The following is a 17,781-nucleotide window of genomic DNA, read 5'->3' as shown; positions in this document are numbered from 1 at the left end:
TGCTGTGAAAATGGCTGCCGCGAGAAAGTGCACAACCCGCGATTGTTGCAAAATCGCCTCACCAGTTGGACCAGATGCGCTTTCGGCAACCTGCTGGCTTGGCGCGGCGTTGACGCGTCTCTATAAAGGCGTCTCCGCGATCCCCTTGCGGGAGGACCGAATGCCAGGATTTGACATCGTTATGCGAGGCCGCGAAGCCTAGGTCTCAGAGGGCGCGCCGGAAGGTTTTCACCTTCATGGCCAGGCAATCTGACAGCAGGCATTCGTCGATGCCGGTCGCCGCCCGTATTCGGGCGAGCCGCCAATATGTCGAACCTTCCGCATTCCCGGGCACTCACGCGCCCAACGCGGTTTTCTCAATTTCGACCTTACCGGGACCGGGCTCGTTTGCGCCCGAATGACATCATGGCTCGTTTTCAGATCGATTTGCGCGCCGGCGCCTTTCGCAGCGTTCTTGGCTTCACGCTCAGTCATTGGCGGCGCCAGCCGTGGCGGCTTTCGCTCATCATGGGCACATTCCTGCTGTCGACCTTGGCCGACGTGCTGACGCCGCTCTATTCCGGCCGGCTGGTCGACGCCGTCGCCAGCAGTGCTGCGGCCGACGATGTCGCCTGGGACGCGGCGATGGCGGCCTTTTCGATGCTGGTGGCGCTGGCGCTCACCGGTGTCGTGCTGCGCAACCTCGCCTTCATGGCCATCGTCGAATTGACCCTGAAGATGATGGCGGATATCGCCGCCGACGCCTTCCACCGGGTCCAGCGTTTCTCCACCGACTGGCACGCCAACAGCTTCGCCGGATCGACCGTGCGCAAGATAACCCGCGGCATGTGGGCGCTCGACCTGCTCAACGACACGATCCTGATCGCGCTGCTGCCGTCCGTCGTGATGCTCGTCGGCTCGACGCTGCTGCTCGGCTGGTTCTGGCCGCTGATGGGTGCTGTCGTCGCCGCAGGCTCGGTGCTGTTCATCGCGGTGACGGCGCTGCTGTCGCTTGGCTATGTCGCGCCCGCGGCAAGGCTTGCCAATGCATGGGACACGCGCCTTGGCGGCTCTCTGGCCGATGCGGTGAGCTGCAACGCCGTGGTCAAGGGCTTTGGCGCCGAGGAACGCGAGGAAACACGCCTCGCCAAGGTCGTCGCCAGATGGCGCGCCCGCACGCGCCGCACATGGGTGCGCGGCACCATCAACGGCACCACGCAAGGATCGATGCTGCTGCTTCTGCGAACAGCGGTGATCGGTCTCTCGCTGCTTTTGTGGTCGTGGGGGCAGGCGAGCGCCGGCGATGTCACCTTCGTGCTGACCTCGTTCTTCGTGCTGCAAGGCTATTTGCGCGATATCGGCACGCATATCCGCAATCTGCAGCGCTCGATCAACGACATGGAGGAACTGGTCGACTTCCAGTTCGAGCCGCTCGGCATCGAGGATGTGCCCGGCGCCAGGCCGATCCGCATCACCGACGGCCGCATCAGCTTCGACAACGTCACCTTCCATTATGGCAGCCACCGACTGCCGCTGTATCGCGACTTTTCGGTGGACATCGCGCCGGGCGAGCGCGTCGGGCTGGTCGGCCATTCGGGTTCGGGCAAGACGACCTTCGTCAAGCTGATCCAGCGGCTTTACGACGTGAACGCGGGAACGATCCTGATCGACGGCCAGGATATTTCCTGGGTGGCGCAGGCGTCGCTGCGCGGGCAGATCGCTATCGTCCAGCAGGAGCCGATCCTGTTCCACCGGTCGCTGGCCGAAAACATCGCTTATGCCCGGCCGAGCGCGACGCAGGCCGAGATCGAGCATGCCGCACGGCTGGCAAGCGCGCACGACTTCATCGTCGATCTGCCGAAAGGCTATGGCACGCTGGTCGGCGAGCGCGGCGTGAAATTGTCGGGCGGCGAGCGCCAGCGGGTGGCGATCGCGCGGGCTTTCCTTGCCGACGCGCGGATCCTCATTCTGGATGAGGCGACGTCGAGCCTCGATTCGGAATCGGAGGTGCTGATCCAGCAGGCGATGGAGCGGTTGATGGTCGGCCGCACGACGCTGGTCATCGCGCACCGGCTTTCGACGGTGCGAGCGCTGGACAGGCTCCTGGTGTTCGATCGCGGCCGCATTGTCGAGGAGGGCTCGCATGATCAACTGATCCGGCTGCAAGGCGGCATCTACCGCCGGCTGTTCGAGCGCCAGGCGCTCGAATTGACCAAGGGGCTGGCGATCTGACGACTTGCAGCGCCGCGCGCGTCCAACAACTTTGAATCTGCGCATCGTGCTTTCCGCAAATCGGTTCCGATTTTCGGGCCGATTAGAGCGACGTGCGTCCCCTTGGACGCACAAAGTACGCTCTAACAACTTTGAATCTGCGCATCGTGCTTTCCGCAAATCGGTTCCGATTTTCGGGCCGATGCGCTAAAACGCGCGGCGCTGCCGCCTTTTCATCGCCTTCGTCATGTCTTATGTCTGCGGCCAAGCGCGGGGGCGTGTCTTGTCAACAGCAAAACCATCCGGTACGCCCCATTCATGACAGTTACCGTCCGTTTCGCCCCATCACCCACCGGCCGCATTCATATCGGCAATGCGCGCACTGCGCTGTTCAACTGGCTGTTCGCCATGAACAACAAGGGCCGCTTCATCCAGCGCTTCGACGACACCGACGTCGCGCGCTCGACGCAGGAATTCTCCGACGCCATCCTCTACGACCTGCATTGGCTTGGCATCTTTCCCGACGGCACGGAATACCAGTCGCGGCGCTTCGAGTTCTACGATGCGGCGGTGGAGAAATTGAAGGCGGCGCGCCTTCTCTATGCTTGCTACGAAACACCGGAAGAGCTCGATCTCAGGCGAAAGGTGCGCCGCACGCGCGGCCTGCCGCCGGTCTACGGCCGCGAGGCGCTGACGCTGACGGCTGAGCAGGTCGCCGAATACCAGGCCGACGGCCGCCGGCCGCATTGGCGCTTTCTGCTGCCTAATTTCACCAGCGATCCGCTGCAGCCGGAGCGCACCGAAATCCACTGGAACGATCTGGTGCGCGGCGAGGAAACCGTCGACCTAGCCTCGCTTTCCGACCCGGTTCTGATGCGCGAGGACGGCACCTATCTCTATACTCTCCCTTCGGTGGTCGACGACATCGAGATGGGGATCAGCCATGTCATCCGCGGCGACGACCACGTCACCAATACCGGCGTGCAGTTGGCCTTGTTCCAGGCGCTGGGTGCCGAGCCGCCGGTGTTCGGCCACCACAATCTGTTGACCACCGCATCGGGCGAGGGCCTGTCGAAGCGGAGCGGCGGGCTGTCCATCGAAAGCCTGCGCGAGACCGGCATCGAGCCGATGGCGGTCGCCTCTCTGGCGGTGCTCGTCGGCACCTCGGAAAACGTCGCCGCGGTGCAGACGATGGCTGAGCTTGCCGAGCGCTTCGATCCGGCGGCGACATCGAAATCTCCGGCCAAATTCGATCCGGACGAGCTCTTCGTGCTCAATCGCACGCTGCTGCACCACATGCCGTTTTCCGAGGCGCGCGACCGGCTGATCGTGCTCGGCATTTCCGGCGAACAGGCGGAGCCGTTCTGGCTGGCGGTTCGCGGCAATCTCGACAGGTTGGCCGACGCCGCAATCTGGTGGCGCACACTTCGCGACGGCCCGCAGGAGCAGCCGGACTTTTCCGACCCCGACCGCGAGTTCCTTCGCCAGGCGTTCGATCTTTTGCCGGAAGATCCCTGGAACGGGTCGGTCTGGAAGGAGTGGACCGGCAGGATCAGGGAAGCAACCGGCCGCAAGGGCAAAGCGCTGTTCACGCCGCTCAGGCTGGCGCTTACGGGCCAGCCCTCGGGGCCGGAGCTTGCAGATCTGTTGCCGCTGCTGGGTCGGGAAGGAACGTTGGCCCGACGACCCTGACCTTGCGCTGTTCCGGCGGCGGCAAGATCGTCGGCGAGGGTTTCGCGGCGGGGCGCTCGATGGCTTCGCGATCGAGCCGGCCTTCGCCATTGGCCAAACTCTCGGGGTCGGCGGGGTCAGCCGGTTCCGGGCTTGGCGGGTTGCCGGCAATGATCTCGAAATTTCGCGCGGCGTTGCAGCCGCAGGCCGGCGGGCGCGTGGGCTGCTTGTAGAGATAGGCGGTCGGCAGCTCGCTGTAGAGCCTGCCGGTTACCGAAGACGTCATGCCGCCCGAGTCGTCGCCAAAGCCGCGCGCATAAAACACCTGCATCTCGGTGCCGGGGCAACTCGAATCGCAGTTCTTCTGGTCGCGCTCGAAATCGCCCAGCGAGGCGGCGTTCGACATCGGGAAGAAATAGCCGTCGCAGGTGCGCACGCACATGGTGCGGAATTCGCCGTGCGGCTGGCCCATTTCGTCGGCGAGCATGGTGCGGATGTCGCGCGGACCCACGGCTTGATCGGGCTCTTCAGGCCGGTCGGACGCGCCGGGTCCAATTGCGTCGCTGCCCAAAAGCTGGTCGAGCAAGTTTTTCTCGCCGGTTCCACGGCTGGCGTCGCGGCCCGGTGCCGGCTTTGGCGGCGCCGCATCGGCGCGGCAGCCATTGGCGTCGAGCGAAGCCAGTATGCGTGCGCGATTGCGGTGCGAGCCGTCGCCGGCGAGTTCAGCGCGCGTGGCTTGCAAGCCGTCGAGATTGGCTGCCATGCGATCGATGGTGGCGTCGAGTGTGGCGCATGCGTTGGCGTTGCGGCGCGACGGCGAAAAGCCGCAGCCGGCGCGGCTGGATTGGCTGACGGCCTTTGAAATCTGCTGGCGCTGCCGCACGATTGCATCGTCATATTTCCTGAGCAGGGCTGGCTTGGTGCCGCCACCGCGCGAAGCGGCCGCGAGATCGGCTTCCAGCTGCCGGCAAACACCGGAGGCGGCCTGCAGTTCGGTGGCGGCAAAGCCTGACAATGCCAGGGCACCGAGCAGTGCTGCGGCGCGCGTCAGCTTCCACCCTCCGCCCATACGGAACTCCGCTTGCCTCGTCCGTTGCGAAGGTTACCGCGTCCGCGGTTAACTGTTTATTTAGCTTGCCCGTCAAATTGGGTTTTGTTGGGCGTGACCAATGCAACGTCGGCGCCGCCCCTCGTCTGCCTGCCGGCATCTTCTCCCCGTATATGTGACGGGGAGAAGGGGCTGGCCGCAACCTCGGCACACTTTTTGCAACGCTGGAGATTGGCGAAATCGTTTGCGAAGGCGTCTTTCTCCCCGTCACTATACGGGGAGAAATGCCCGGCAGGGCAATGAGGGGCAGCGCAGACCTGAAGCGATTGCCTTATCCCAAACTTACGACCGCCTGCGCCTTGTGGGCCGCTTCGACTACCGCGAGCGCCGTCATGTTGACGACGCCGCGTGACGTCACCGACGGCGTCAATATATGCGCCGGCCTGTCGGTGCCGAGCAGGATCGGGCCGACATGCAGCGCGTCCATCATCGCGCGCAGCGCAGTGAGCGTGATGTTGGCCGAATCGAGATTGGGGAAGACCAGCAGATTGGCTTCGCCCTTCAGCCGCGAATGCGGATAGACCCGCTGGCGCAGCGGCTCCGACAGAGCCGAGTCGGCATGCATCTCGCCGTCGCATTGCAGGTCCGGCGCGATGCGCGCCAGGATCGCCGCTGCCTGCCGCATCTTGAGCGCACTTGGCGAATCACGCGAGCCGAAATCCGAATGCGACAGCAGGGCGGCCTTGGGCTCGATGCCGAAGCGCTGGATTTCTTCGGCCGCCAGCACCGTCATCTCGGCGATCTCCTCGGCGGTCGGATCGACGGTGACATGGGTGTCGGTGAGGAAAATGATCCCGCGCTGCGAGATCAGCATCGAAAGCGTCGACAGGTCGTGATCCTTGATGCCGGCGCGCGGGCCGATGATCAGGGTGACATTGCGCAAATGCCGCTCGAACCGTCCTTCCAGGCCGCAGACCATGGCGTCGGCGTCGCCACGCTTGAGGGCAAGTGCGGCGATCACCGTGTTGTCGGTGCGCACCATGGTGCGCGCGGCCTCCGTCGTGACGCCACGCCGGCCGGCGAGCTCGATCAAAAGGTCGACATAGTGGCGATAACGCGGATCGTCCTCGGGATTGATCAGGCCGAAATCGACGCCCGGCTTGATGCGCAGCCCGTAGCGTTTCAGCCTGACTTCGATGACATGCGGGCGGCCGATCAGGATCGGCTCGGCGATGCCTTCCTCCAGCACCACCTGGGCGGCGCGCAGCACGCGCTCGTCCTCGCCGTCGGCATAGATGACGCGCTTGGCGCTCGACGTCTTGGCCATCGTGAACACCGGCTTCATGACCAGGCCGGAGCGGAAGACGAAGCGGTTGAGCGTGTCGATATAAGCGGCAAAGTCGGTGATCGGCCGTGTCGCGACGCCGGTGTCGCAGGCGGCCTTGGCCACCGCCGGCGCGATGCGCAGGATCAGCCTGGGATCGAACGGCGAGGGGATCAGGAAATCGGGCCCGAAGATCGGCGTTTCGCCGGAATAGGCGCGGGCGGCGACGTCAGACGGTTCCTCGCGGGCAAGGGCTGCGATCGCCCGCACCGCAGCCATCTTCATCTCTTCGTTGATGGCGCTGGCGCCGCAGTCCAGGGCGCCACGGAAAATGTAAGGAAAGCAGAGTACGTTGTTGACCTGGTTGGGAAAATCGGAACGGCCGGTGCAGATCATCGCGTCGGGTCGCGCCGCCCGTGCCGCTTCCGGCATGATCTCGGGGTTGGGGTTGGCCAAGGCCAGGATCAGCGGTTTTGGCGCCATGTGCTGGAGCAATTCCGGTTTCAGCACGCCGGCGGCCGAAAGGCCCAGGAACACGTCGGCGCCCGGTAGCACATCGGCCAGCGTGCGCGCCTCGGTGTCCTTCACATAGGGGTCCTTCCAGCGGTCCATTTCGTCGACGCGGCCCTTGTAGGCGACGCCGAAACGGTCGGTGACCCAGATGTTTTCGATGCGCGCGCCGAGCAAAACCAGCAAGTTGAGGCAGGCGAGGGCCGCTGCCCCGGCGCCAGAGGTGACGATCTTGATGTCGGAGATCGTCTTGCCGGCAAATTCCAGCCCGTTGAGCACGGCGGCGGCGACGATGATCGCGGTGCCGTGCTGGTCGTCGTGGAAGACCGGTATAGCCATGCGCGCCTTCAGCCGTTCCTCGACCTCAAAACATTCGGGCGCCTTGATGTCCTCGAGGTTGATGCCGCCGAAGGTCGGCTCCAGCGCCGAGATCGTCTCGACCATCCGCTCGATGTCAGGCGCGTCGATCTCGATGTCGAAGACGTCGATGCCGGCGAATTTCTTGAACAGCACCGCCTTGCCTTCCATCACCGGCTTGGAGGCCAGCGGGCCGATATTGCCCAAGCCGAGCACCGCCGTACCGTTGGAGACGACACCAACCAGATTGGCGCGCGCCGTGTAGTCGGCGGCGGCTGCCGGATTGTCGCGGATTTCCAGACAGGGCGCCGCGACGCCCGGCGAATAGGCAAGCGCCAGATCGCGCTGGTTGCCGAGCGGTTTTGTCGCCTGGATTTCAAGCTTTCCAGGGCGTGGATGCTTGTGGAAATAAAGTGCGGCTTCGTCGAGGTCCGACCGGGCTGCTTTTTTGTTTTCGCCTTGCATGCCGGCCGCTCCTCAGTCCGTTTGCTGTTTTGAGTCTCTTAGCATGCAGCCGAGGCTTTTCGAGAGGTGATATGTCGCAAAGTGCGGCCTTTGGCTTCGCATCGCCGGTCCGGCCTGTGTGGTCTGCCATTGAATGTTGGGATGACGGGCGGGGTGCTGTGACGAGCTACGCCGACATCCCAGTTTGAATGTCTGCAATGGGTGGAAAACGACCTTCACGCGCGAGCCGCATCGAATACGAGCGCGCTTCTGTTCGCTTGGGCAAAGGAGAAAATTCTACGTCTTGACCGACGTGCCGAGTTTTCACACGCCCTCGGTCGTGAACTGCCGGAGCCGACATCACCCCGGCCCAACAAGGTCAGCGCTAGATCTTTTCGATGAGGGTGACGACTGGCAGGCTCTGGAAATGCTTGTCGCAAGTCAGGAGCGTCGCGTCATGGGCCCGAGCGGTCGCGAAAATGATCGCATCTGCGGTCGCCAATTTGTGCTTCCGGCAGGCTTCGGCGGCCGCTAGCGCGATTTCCATGTCAAGCGGGACCACCGTACAGACCTGCGTAAAGGCGATGGTCTGATCGGCTTTGTCTTCGCCTACTTCGCGAGTGAGCCATTTTGCGAGTTCCAACTGCACAATGGTCGGAACGAGCCAGTCGGCTCGCTCGGGCAGATGCTCTGCCACCTGCTCTCCAGTCGGAGAGTCTATCAGCCATTCGATCCAAGCCGAGGTATCGACGAGCACCATCAGAAACGGTCCGACCGGTCGCGATATTCCGTCGCCGAAGCGCCCTTCGCCAGCCCCTTCAGCGCTTCCCGCTTCGGCACAGGGACGAGTAGCACGCCCGTTCCCTTCGGGATGAAGGCCAAGGTCAAACCCGCTTCCCAATGCTGGGCGGTCCGGATCGCCTTTGGGATCGATATCTGGAACTTCGAGGACAGGGTTGCAGTCTCCGGCATTATCATACCCTCGCTTGATCGATGCGCCAAACGTAAGACGCAATGAGGGCCAATGCAAGGAGCTTACGGCAGCCGTCTAGTCTCGGATTTCGAGACAGGGCACCGCCACGCCGGGCGAATAGGCGAGCGCCAGGTCCGCTGGTTGCCGAGCGGCTTTGTCGCCTGGATTTCAAGCTTTCCAGGGCGTGGATGCTTGTGGAAATAAAGTGCGGCTTTGTCGAGGTTTAGCATGCAGCGCAGGTTTTTTACGATGCCAAATGACGCAACGGCCATTAGGGGGAAGGATCGTGGAAAACCATACCATGTCAGATTATTGCGCTGAAATCCTAACCTGCCTTGTCGCGGCCGGCGCGGATGTCATCGAGCGCGTCGCGCCGCCGGGCGTGTCCAGTCGCGGGCGGTCAACTCACGTCTGAACGAGCCTCAAGCAGTTTCCAGACGCTATCGACAATCGCCGGCCGTGGCCGCCGTTTCGCGATCACGGCAAGTGGCCAGGCGGGCAGCGATACGTCTGCGATCGCTGCATAGCGGACGCCCTGAAACACAAGGCGCTGGGTCGATCGTGGCAGCAGCGCCGCTCCAAAGCTGGCCGCTACGAGCGAGAGCATGGTCAGTGCCCGCGTTGCCTCCTGGACGATCCGCACCTCGAGACCAGCCCTGGTGAACGTGTCCATGATGCGGGCGTGGAGTGCCGGGCCTTGTACAGCCGGAAACATGATGAGCCCGCGGCGGGCGATGTCCGTCAGCGTCACCCCGTGCGTGTGCCGGTCATCAGGCAGAACCGCGATAAGATCTTCAGCAGGATAGCCATGGATGTCGAGACGTTCGTCAGTACCGAGCGGTGGATGCACGAAACCGATGTCGATCTCATTCCGCGACAGCGCCGCAATCTGCTCATTGGTGGACACCTCGATGAGCTTTGGATGGATGTCCGGATATGTCTCGCGAAGCCGGGATAGGAGATGCGGCAGATGTTCGTACAGAGCCGCCGACACGAAGCCGATCCTGATCTCGCCAGCTTCGCCGTCATGCGCTGCGCGGGCGACGTGAAGCGCCGCATCGGCGTGCAGTACCGATGCCCGCGCCTCCTCCACGAAGGCCGCGCCGGCGCGCGTCAGGGTCAGGCGGCGGTTGGCCCGCTCGAACAGCTTGACGCCGAGTTCTTTCTCCAGGCGACCGATCGATTGACTAAGCGGAGGCTGCGCCATGGCCAGCCGCAGTGCGGCACGCCCCATATGCAATTCCTCCGCAACGGCGAGGAAATGTCGCAAGTGCCGAAGTTCCATATCTTGACGATATCAAACGCGCTCAAATACGTCATCGATAAGATATCGAATAGCTGGCAGTCTTTGCGAAACGCGATTGCGATCGGAGATATCATCATGTCCCATTTCACCGCCTTTCCCCTTGTGCTCGCCGCAGCCATGATGGCTGCGGCTCCAGTCCCGGCAGGCGAGCCGGATCTCGTCAGGGCCGACAGGTTCGTCGAACTGCCGACGGGCGAGCGCCTCTTCGTCCGGGAGGTGCGCCGTCCTGGCGCAGCGTCCGAACCCAAGTCCGCCGTCCTCCTCATCCATGGCGCACGCGTGCCCGGCGTCGCGTCCTTCGATCTGCCTGTTGCGGGCGGATCGCTTGCCGCCGACCTCGCGGCGGACGGGCACCTTGTCTATATCCTGGATCTTCGCGGCTACGGCGCATCGAGCCGTCCTGCGGCCATGGACAGGCCGCCGGACAAGTCCGCTCCCCTGATGCGCACCGAAGACGTCGTGGCGGATATTTCCGCAGCGGTCGACGGCATCGCGAGATGGAGCGACGTTTCGAGGATCAGCCTCGTCGGCTGGGCCACCGGCGGGCATTGGGCCGGCGCCTATGCCAGCCGCTTTCCGCAGACGGTTGATCGGCTCATCCTCTACAACACCCTGTATGGAGGCTCAGACCAGCACCCCACTCTTGGCACCGGCTCGCCGCTCGAAAATCCGGATCGGCCCGGGACGTTCAATGTCCATGCGTTCGGCGGTTATCGGCTGAATACACGTCCGAGCCTGTTCACCGCCTGGGACGACAGCGTCCCGGCCGCGGACAAGGCTCAGTGGCGCGATCCCGCGGTGGCCGCGGCCTATGGTGATGCGGCACTCGCCTCCGACGAGACGGTGTCGACGCGCCAGCCGCCGAGTTTCCGGTCACCGAGCGGCGCCATGGCCGACAGCTTCGAACTCGCGTTCGATCGCCGGCAATGGTCGGCGGCGGCGCTCACCATGCCGGTGCTCGTCATCCGTTCCGGACGGGATTTCTGGAGCCGACCGGAGGATGCGAAGGCAATTGTGGACGAAGCACCAAAAGCGGAACGCCTGAACATCCCGGACGCTACCCACTTCGTGCATCTCGACCGCGAGGCCGCAGGGCGCGGTGTGTTCCTCGGCGCCGTGAAGCGGTTTCTCGATCGGCAGCAGGAATGACCATGAAGGGCAGTTCATGTGTCCTGCGGGAGCAGCAGCCGCAACGGTGTCAGGTCGACCGCCTCCAGGCTTTGCGGCTACCGTCCACCCGACAGCTACCCACTGCGCGGTTGCGGGGCTACGCCTATCTCCGCCGCGCCACATCTCGACTCCCCCGTCTCCGCCATTTCCCTGCGCGTACAAACGTCAGACTTCACTGGGCCGGCGCCGTTTCCTTGGATGTACATGCTTTTTTGTCATCGATGAACGCACCCATCGCGGCGAAGTGATCGGCGAAGCCGGCAACGAACCGCCTAACCTTCAACGGAATGAAGCGATTCGATGGATAGACCGCATGCACATGGTGCGGCGCATAGTGCCAGTCCGGCAGCACATGTTCGAGCAAGCCTTCGGCGATGAGCGGATGGAGTGTCATCCTGTGCCCGAGGCCGATGCCGACGCCGGACAGCAACGCTTGATGATTGAGCAACGAATTGTCGGAGCGCATGGCCGGCCGAATTCGCACCTCGGCCTTTTCGCCGCCCGGGCCGGTGAGCGGCACGACATCGCGCTTCCTGATGTGGGCGTAAAGCAGATAATCATGGTCGGCGAGATCTTCCGGGCGTCGCGGCCGGCCCCTGCGGTCGAGATACTCTGGCGTTGCCGCAAGGCAGCGCCCGATCACCCCGAGCTTGCGCACGATCAGCCGGTCGTCATCGATGGTCCCCATACGGATCGCCACGTCGAGCCCCTCTGCGATCACATCGACGAAACTGTCGGTCAGCGCCACGTCGAGCAACAGTTCCGGATAGGCGTGCTTGAACTCGATCAGATAGCTGCCAAGCACGCCGGCGCCGAAGCTGGCCGGCGCGCCGACGGCAAGACGTCCGCACATCTTCGATTCGAGGCAGCCGACGCTGCGGTCCGCCTCCTCGATGCGCTCAATGATGTCGCGGGCGCGCTCCAGATAACGCCGGCCGGCTTCCGTCGGCGAAACATGGCGGGTCGTACGGTCAAAGAGCCGGACGCCTAGACGCGTTTCTAGTGCACGGATCTGCTGGCTGACGGCCGGTTGGCTCAAGCCCAACTCGCGCGCTGCTGCCGAGAAGCTGGCGGTATCGCAGGTGCGTACGAAGCTGGTCAGCTCGGTCAAGCGGTCCATGATGGCAACTCTCTGTCGTGATTAATAAACAAGAGTAATAAGACATATAAAGAATTGGCAAGTTCAAAAAGCTGAGCCTATGGCATAGACCCGCCTTGCTCCGCCTGGAGCTCTAGATCCCAAACTGGAGACGATGCAATGCCGCTTTCCCGCCGTCATTTTCTCGCCGGTGCCGGCCTAACCGGCGGCACTCTCCTAGCCAACGTCTCCGTTCCGGCGGTGGCCCGCGCGCCGCTGGTCGACGCCGCAACGCTTGGCGCGCTGCGCCGCAACGTGGGATCGGTCCAGGTTACGGCGCTACTAGATGGCTATATCGACCTTGGTTCCGAGCTGGTCATCGGACTCGCTGAGGCCGATGCGGAGCGGCTGGCTGAGGCCAGCTTCCAGAAGCCCGGACCGCGCCGCGCACCGGTCAATGCCTATCTCATCAATCTGGGCGATCGTCTGGTGCTCGTCGACGCCGGTACGTCGGACAGCATGGGCCCGTCACTCGGCCGACTTCCGGCCGCTATCGAGGCGGTCGGCGTCTCTCCGGACCAGATCGATACATTGCTGATTACCCACATGCATCCCGACCATATCAACGGCGTTCTGACTCCCGCCGGCCAGGCGCTGTTTCCCAATGCCGAGCTCGTCGTCACCGCCGCCGATTACGCCTTCTGGCATGACGACGCAAACATGAACCAGGCGCCGGATGGGGCAAGGCCGTTCTTCATCGGCGCCCGCCAGGCCGCCGCCGCCTATGCGAACCGCGTGCGGCAGGTGGGTGGCGAGGGCGAGGCGGTCGGCGCGATCCGCACCGTGCCGCTGCCCGGCCACACTCCGGGCCATGCCGGCTTCATCGTGGAATCGGACGGCGAGGCGCTGTTCATCTGGGGCGATGTCGTGCACATGGCGACCTACCAGTTCGCGCGCCCGGATTGGAGCATCGCCTTCGATGTCGATTCCAAGCTGGCTGCCGAAACGCGCAAGCGGACGCTCGACCGGGTCGCTGCTGACCGGATGCTGATCGCCGGCATGCATTTGCCATTCCCCGGCATCGGCCATGTGGCGCGCGATGGCGACGCCTATCGCTTCGTGCCGGACGAATGGCCCTATGCACTGTAGCGGCGGCCGGCGCGGTAAGGGGCCATCATAGCCCCGCTGCTCAACACCACACCCGGCCCCTCGCCAGCGCAGCCGATGTCTTTGAGACTTCGGACGATAAATCGGCTCCTTATGGTCTGGCACGGCAGAAGCCTGCTCACCTCCCTCGCGCTGCGTGAAACCGCGACGTCGCCATCGACCGTGCGTCAGCCATCAGCTCAAACTGAACCGGCCGACCACTTTTCAGGTGCACCACGATCGCACGCCCGTATCTGCGGACCGACGAGCAAGCTTCCGATGTTGATCTTCACGAGGTCGCATCGGTATCGTGGCGAAAGGCGCGATCTGCCTCGGCTGCCAATTATGATCTGTCGCGAAATTCAGTTCTGCACCCGACTTCTGCGACAGATATGATCCATGACGACGGCCACCTGCAAGGCCTGCTTTCAGAGCCGTCACTTCCTGACAAGAACGGCCGAGATGGATCGTCTCCCGGCGTCCCCAGCGGGTACCAAGCGTTAGGCGCTAAAACGCGCTGACGTAGAGGCCGCCATCGACCGGTATGTTCTGCCCGGTCAGGTAGCCGGCATGAACCGAGCACAGGAAGGCGCAGATCTGGCCGAATTCCTCCGGCGTGCCGAGCCGCTTGGCCGGAACGTTGGCTGCTGCCTGGGCCTTGCGTGCGGCGGCGGCAGCCGGATCTTCCGGTGTGCCGGCTTCGTGCGCGGGACGCAGCCGGTCGGTGTCGAGCTTGCCCGGCAGCATGTTGTTGATCGTTACGTTGCGGTCGATCACCGTCCGCGCGACGCCGGCCAGGAACGAAGTCAAGCCGGCGCGCGCGCCGGACGACAGATCGAGGCCGGGAATGGGAACATAGACCGACAGCGAGGTGATGTTGACGATGCGGCCGAAGCCGCGCTCGGCCATGCCGTCGATCACAGCCTGAACCAGCTCGACCGGGGTCACCATGTTCTGGGTGACGCCTTCGAGGATCTTTTCGCGGTCAAGCTCGCGGAAATCGCGAAGCGGCGGTCCGCCATTGTTGTTGACGAGGATATCGGGATCGGGACAGGCGGCAAGCAGCGCGTTCTGCACCTCGAGCTTCGATACGTCGCCGACGATCTCGGTCACCTCAACGCCAAATCTTTCGCGCAGTTCGGCGGCGGTCTTGGCCAGTTGGTCGGCGTTGCGCCCGTTGACGACGAGGTCGCAGCCGGCTTCGGCCAGCGCTTTGGCGCAACCGCGCCCAAGACCCTTGCTCGAAGCACAGACGATGGCCTTTTTTCCGCGAATACCGAGATCCATGGCGATTTCTCCTCTGATTTGGGTCGCAACCTACTCTTGGGGCTGGACCAATCGCAACCGTCATACGGTTGTTGCATGAATCGAGGCATAGCCTGTTCGGAAGCAACGGTGATAATCCAATGCCTGGCGCAGAGCCCCGCACATTCCGCAGCATGTTCATCTCCGACGTCCATCTCGGATCGAAGGCGGCGAAGGCCGAGTTCCTGATCGATTTCCTGCGCCATCACGACGCCGATATCATCTATCTCGTCGGCGACATCGTCGACGGCTGGCGGCTGAGACGGAACTGGCACTGGCCGCAAAGCCACAATGACGTCGTCCAGAAATTGCTGCGCAAGGCGCGCAAGGGCGCCAGCATCACCTACATCGCCGGCAATCACGACGAATTCGCGCGCCAATTCCAGGGCGTGCATTTCGGCGGCATCGTCGTCGCCGACCGCGTCGTCCACGAGACCGCCAACGGCAAACGCTTTCTTGTCATCCATGGCGACCAGTTCGACACCGTCGTCCACAATGCGCGCTGGCTGGCCTATCTCGGCGACTACGCCTATGACGCGGCAATGCTGGTCAACCGCGTGGTCACGCGACTTCGCCAGCTGCTTGGCCTGCCTTACTGGTCGTTTTCGTCCTGGGCCAAGGTCAACGTCAAGAAGGCGGTGAATTTCATCGGCTCGTTCCAGACCATGCTGACCGAGGAAGCGCGCCGCTCGCATGTCGACGGCGTGATCTGCGGCCACATCCACCATGCCGCGATCGAAAATTATGAGGACGTGCAATACATCAACACCGGCGACTGGGTGGAGAGCTGCACCGCGGTGGTCGAGCATTTCGACGGCCAGATGGAGATCCTGCACTGGGCGCATGTCCTGCCGGAGGCTCCGGTCGGCAGCGAAGTGCTGGTGCCGATCGACATCGTCGCCATCAAGGGCAGGGCAGTCCAGGCTGCCTGACGCGACGCGCTTTAGCGCAGCGGTTTCATCGCTTTTTTCGCCATGTTATGGGATCGGCGTGCGTTGGCTGGCCGGCCGGTCGAATGCTGCGCCGACGGATTGCCTGTTGATGTCCTCCCTGCCGCCGCTTTCACCCGAACAACTCGTCAAGCCGCGTCATTTCGAGCTGCGCATGGGCCTGATCTTCTTCACGCTTTTCGTGCCGCTCGGGATACATTTGCCGTACTTTCCGTTGTGGCTGCAGGCAAACGGTTTTGATGCCGAGCAGATAGCGATCATTCTCGCGGCACCGATGTTCCTGCGCGTGGTGACGACGCCATTGCTTACGGCACTGGCCGACAGGGCGAGCGACCGCGCCCATGTCTATGTCGCGCTGACGGCCGCATCGCTGGCGCTGTCCGCCGGTTATTTCCTGACGCCGACCTATGCCATGGTGCTGGCCGTTTCGCTGGCGCTCACTGTCGCCTGGACGCCGCATTCGCCGATCGCCGATTCCCTGGCGCTGTCGGGGGTGCGCCGCTTCGGCTCGAATTATGCCAACATGCGCAAATGGGGATCGATCTCCTATCTGTGCGCAAATCTTGCCGGCGGTTTTATCCTGTCGGCGACCGGCGCCCAGGCAGTTCCGGTGATCATTTTCGTGGCGTTTGGCGCCGCACTTGTCGTCGCACTGATCGCGCCGCGGCTCGGCCGTCCCCGCCGTGCCTCGCCGCTTTCGGCTGCCGACATCCAGCAATCGGCGCCAAAACTCCTCAATGGCTATTTCCTGTATTTCTCCGTCGGCGTCGGCGTCATCACCGCCAGCCACGCGTTTTTCTACGGCTTCGTCTCGATCTACTGGAAATCGATCGGCATCGGCGACTCTGTGGTCGGGCTGCTTTGGGGTTGGGGTGTCCTGGCCGAGATCGGCATGTTCATGATCTTTACTCGGGTTTTCGGTTCCTTCTCGGTCGTGTCGATCATGGTGATGGCGGGAATAGGCGCGATCGTGCGCTGGATTGCCTTTCCCTTGGTCTGGCCGCTTGGCCTTGGCGTAGGTGGGTTTTTCGCAGTCCAGACGCTGCACGCGGTCTCGGTGGCGCTGGTGCTGATCGGCCTGCAGAAAATGATCGGTGAGACGGTCGCGGAGGAACGCACCGGGGCCGCGCAAGGCATCGCCTATTTCTCCAACGGCTTTTTCACCGCTGTGGTGACGCTCCTGTGCGGCCCGCTTTACGACCGCTTCGGCGTCGACGGCTTTTTTGCCATGATCCCGATCGCCCTGGTCGGCCTCGTGCTGATCGGGCTTGCGGCGCGTTCAGCCCCACAGCGCCGGATCGGGCGGTGACACCAGCGAAACTTGGTAGACAAGGCCAGGCGCACGGTCGCGGGCCAGCAGCAGCGGACCGTCGAGATCGACGAAATCGGCATCCTGGGCCAACAGCACCGCCGGCGCCATGGCCAATGACGTGCCGACCATGCAGCCGACCATGACGCCAAAACCCAGTTCGCGGGCGCGATCGCGAAGGACGAGGGCAGCGGTCAAGCCGCCCGACTTGTCGAGCTTGATGTTGACCGCATCGTAAAGGCCGACAAGCCAGGCAAGGTCTTTAGCCTCATGCAGGCTTTCATCGGCGCAGATCGGCACCGGATGGGCGATGTTGCGAAGCATGCCATCACGGCCCGCCGGCAGCGGCTGTTCGATCAGCGCGATGCCGTGCTCGGCGGCAAAGGCCAGGTTTGCAACGATGTTGTCGTCGCGCCAGCCCTCATTGGCGTCCAGGATGATGCGGCTCGCCGGTGCCGCCTCCCTGACCGCGCGGATGCGGGCCATGTCGTTGTCGCCGCCGATCTTGACCTTGAGAAGCGGGCGCAGGGCATTGGCGCGGGCCTGGGCTGCCATGGCTTCGGGCTCGCCGAGCGACAGCGTGTAAGCCGTTTCGAGCGCCCTCGGCGGCGCCGTGCAGATGCTGGAAGCCACCGGCTTGCCTGCGATCTTCGCCTCCAGGTCCCATAGCGCGCAGTCTACGGCGTTGCGCGCCGCGCCCGCCGGCATGGCGTCGAGCAGCGCGGCCCGGCTGATGCCGTCTTGAACCTGCTCCCGCATCGCCTCGATCGCATCGCGCACACCCTCGATGGTTTCGCCATAGCGTTTGTAGGGGACGCATTCGCCGCGCCCGCTCTGGCCGTCCTCGCGGATCGTCACTGTGACGACCTCGGCTTCGGTTTTCGAACCGCGCGAGATGGTGAAGGTCCCGGCGATAGGAAAGCGCTCGGACTCGACCGAAATGACACGCGCCATATTTTTCTGCTCCGGCTGTGCGACAACAAGCTTGTCGGCAAATCGA

General features: G+C 63.6%; 14 protein-coding genes and 1 pseudogene. 6 read left to right on the top strand and 9 right to left on the bottom strand.

The features are described 5' to 3' along the window. Positions 1–405 precede the first annotated feature (405 nt). Positions 406–2,211 carry an ABC transporter ATP-binding protein gene (locus AC0L2B_RS20855; protein WP_473746656.1) on the top strand — a complete coding sequence of 602 codons (1,806 nt, stop codon included), beginning with the start codon at positions 406–408 and terminating at the stop codon, positions 2,209–2,211. Between the two features lie 297 nt (positions 2,212–2,508). Continuing rightward, positions 2,509–3,882, top strand: a complete 1,374-nt coding sequence (gene gltX / locus AC0L2B_RS20850; protein ID WP_473746655.1) for a glutamate--tRNA ligase — start codon at positions 2,509–2,511, stop codon at positions 3,880–3,882. Here the strand turns inward: gltX and AC0L2B_RS20845 are convergent. From AC0L2B_RS20845 to AC0L2B_RS20820, 6 genes and pseudogenes are all read right to left on the bottom strand, one after another. Continuing rightward, positions 3,800–4,930 (bottom strand): DUF2865 domain-containing protein, encoded by a 1,131-nt coding sequence (locus AC0L2B_RS20845; protein WP_473746654.1) that lies wholly within the window; start codon positions 4,928–4,930, stop codon positions 3,800–3,802. The two genes, gltX and AC0L2B_RS20845, sit on opposite strands and share 83 nt — an antisense overlap. Positions 4,931–5,240: 310 nt before the next feature. Next, positions 5,241–7,565, bottom strand: a complete 2,325-nt coding sequence (locus AC0L2B_RS20840; RefSeq protein ID WP_077383986.1) for an NADP-dependent malic enzyme — start codon at positions 7,563–7,565, stop codon at positions 5,241–5,243. Between the two features lie 364 nt (positions 7,566–7,929). Then, the gene (locus AC0L2B_RS20835) at positions 7,930–8,304 is read right to left on the bottom strand and encodes a PIN domain-containing protein (protein ID WP_473746653.1); all 375 of its coding nucleotides are present in this window, start codon (positions 8,302–8,304) and stop codon (positions 7,930–7,932) included. Next, on the bottom strand, positions 8,304–8,522 hold the full coding sequence (locus AC0L2B_RS20830) for an AbrB/MazE/SpoVT family DNA-binding domain-containing protein (protein ID WP_268929459.1): 219 nt from the start codon (positions 8,520–8,522) through the stop codon (positions 8,304–8,306). The genes AC0L2B_RS20835 and AC0L2B_RS20830 overlap by 1 nt, the downstream gene beginning before the upstream one ends. A gap of 73 nt (positions 8,523–8,595) precedes the next feature. Further along, a pseudogene (locus AC0L2B_RS20825) lies at positions 8,596–8,789 on the bottom strand (hypothetical protein); the annotation flags it as partial. 128 nt (positions 8,790–8,917) lie between these two features. Further along, positions 8,918–9,751 carry a LysR family transcriptional regulator gene (locus AC0L2B_RS20820; RefSeq protein WP_473746652.1) on the bottom strand — a complete coding sequence of 278 codons (834 nt, stop codon included), beginning with the start codon at positions 9,749–9,751 and terminating at the stop codon, positions 8,918–8,920. A gap of 147 nt (positions 9,752–9,898) precedes the next feature. Between AC0L2B_RS20820 and AC0L2B_RS20815 the strand changes: the two genes are divergently transcribed. Continuing rightward, complete coding sequence (locus AC0L2B_RS20815) at positions 9,899–10,972, top strand: alpha/beta fold hydrolase (RefSeq protein WP_473746651.1); 1,074 nt, start codon at positions 9,899–9,901, stop codon at positions 10,970–10,972. A gap of 193 nt (positions 10,973–11,165) precedes the next feature. Here the strand turns inward: AC0L2B_RS20815 and AC0L2B_RS20810 are convergent, their stop codons facing one another. Further along, positions 11,166–12,113 carry a LysR family transcriptional regulator gene (locus tag AC0L2B_RS20810; protein ID WP_473746650.1) on the bottom strand — a complete coding sequence of 316 codons (948 nt, stop codon included), beginning with the start codon at positions 12,111–12,113 and terminating at the stop codon, positions 11,166–11,168. A 138-nt stretch (positions 12,114–12,251) separates the two neighbouring features. Between AC0L2B_RS20810 and AC0L2B_RS20805 the strand changes: the two genes are divergently transcribed. Next, entirely contained in the window at positions 12,252–13,220 is a 969-nt protein-coding gene (locus tag AC0L2B_RS20805; RefSeq protein ID WP_473508538.1) for an MBL fold metallo-hydrolase, read from the top strand. A gap of 504 nt (positions 13,221–13,724) precedes the next feature. Here AC0L2B_RS20805 and AC0L2B_RS20800 read toward each other — a convergent pair. After that, a complete protein-coding gene (locus AC0L2B_RS20800; RefSeq protein WP_473746649.1) occupies positions 13,725–14,504 on the bottom strand; it encodes an SDR family oxidoreductase in 780 nt (259 codons plus the stop codon). A 119-nt stretch (positions 14,505–14,623) separates the two neighbouring features. Here AC0L2B_RS20800 and AC0L2B_RS20795 point away from each other — a divergent pair, with 119 nt between their 5' ends. Together AC0L2B_RS20795 and AC0L2B_RS20790 are read left to right on the top strand one after the other, a co-directional pair. Further along, positions 14,624–15,454, top strand: coding sequence for a UDP-2,3-diacylglucosamine diphosphatase (locus AC0L2B_RS20795; protein ID WP_287175231.1), 831 nt, complete (start codon positions 14,624–14,626; stop codon positions 15,452–15,454). A 109-nt stretch (positions 15,455–15,563) separates the two neighbouring features. Then, the gene (locus tag AC0L2B_RS20790) at positions 15,564–16,781 is read left to right on the top strand and encodes an MFS transporter (RefSeq protein ID WP_473746648.1); all 1,218 of its coding nucleotides are present in this window, start codon (positions 15,564–15,566) and stop codon (positions 16,779–16,781) included. On the opposite strand, the gene dgcA is transcribed toward AC0L2B_RS20790, so the two are convergent. Then, positions 16,752–17,735, bottom strand: a complete 984-nt coding sequence (dgcA, locus tag AC0L2B_RS20785; protein WP_473746647.1) for an N-acetyl-D-Glu racemase DgcA — start codon at positions 17,733–17,735, stop codon at positions 16,752–16,754. The genes AC0L2B_RS20790 and dgcA overlap by 30 nt on opposite strands. Positions 17,736–17,781: the final 46 nt, after the last annotated feature.

The sequence above is a fragment of the Mesorhizobium sp. WSM4815 genome (genome assembly GCF_055811575.1).
The sequence above is the reverse complement of the archived record's forward strand: the minus strand, read 5'-3'. Positions and strand labels throughout refer to the sequence as shown.

Bases quoted from the DNA above. Each gene is read 5' to 3' on its own strand.
- AC0L2B_RS20855 (WP_473746656.1), top strand. From the start codon at position 406: ATGGCTCGTTTTCAGATCGATTTGCGCGCCGGCGCCTTTCGCAGCGTT.
- gltX (WP_473746655.1), top strand. From the start codon at position 2,509: ATGACAGTTACCGTCCGTTTCGCCCCATCACCCACCGGCCGCATTCAT.
- AC0L2B_RS20845 (WP_473746654.1), bottom strand. From the start codon at position 4,930: ATGGGCGGAGGGTGGAAGCTGACGCGCGCCGCAGCACTGCTCGGTGCC.
- AC0L2B_RS20840 (WP_077383986.1), bottom strand. From the start codon at position 7,565: ATGCAAGGCGAAAACAAAAAAGCAGCCCGGTCGGACCTCGACGAAGCC.
- AC0L2B_RS20835 (WP_473746653.1), bottom strand. From the start codon at position 8,304: ATGGTGCTCGTCGATACCTCGGCTTGGATCGAATGGCTGATAGACTCT.
- AC0L2B_RS20830 (WP_268929459.1), bottom strand. From the start codon at position 8,522: ATGATAATGCCGGAGACTGCAACCCTGTCCTCGAAGTTCCAGATATCG.
- AC0L2B_RS20820 (WP_473746652.1), bottom strand. From the start codon at position 9,751: ATGGGGCGTGCCGCACTGCGGCTGGCCATGGCGCAGCCTCCGCTTAGT.
- AC0L2B_RS20815 (WP_473746651.1), top strand. From the start codon at position 9,899: ATGTCCCATTTCACCGCCTTTCCCCTTGTGCTCGCCGCAGCCATGATG.
- AC0L2B_RS20810 (WP_473746650.1), bottom strand. From the start codon at position 12,113: ATGGACCGCTTGACCGAGCTGACCAGCTTCGTACGCACCTGCGATACC.
- AC0L2B_RS20805 (WP_473508538.1), top strand. From the start codon at position 12,252: ATGCCGCTTTCCCGCCGTCATTTTCTCGCCGGTGCCGGCCTAACCGGC.
- AC0L2B_RS20800 (WP_473746649.1), bottom strand. From the start codon at position 14,504: ATGGATCTCGGTATTCGCGGAAAAAAGGCCATCGTCTGTGCTTCGAGC.
- AC0L2B_RS20795 (WP_287175231.1), top strand. From the start codon at position 14,624: ATGCCTGGCGCAGAGCCCCGCACATTCCGCAGCATGTTCATCTCCGAC.
- AC0L2B_RS20790 (WP_473746648.1), top strand. From the start codon at position 15,564: ATGTCCTCCCTGCCGCCGCTTTCACCCGAACAACTCGTCAAGCCGCGT.
- dgcA (WP_473746647.1), bottom strand. From the start codon at position 17,735: ATGGCGCGTGTCATTTCGGTCGAGTCCGAGCGCTTTCCTATCGCCGGG.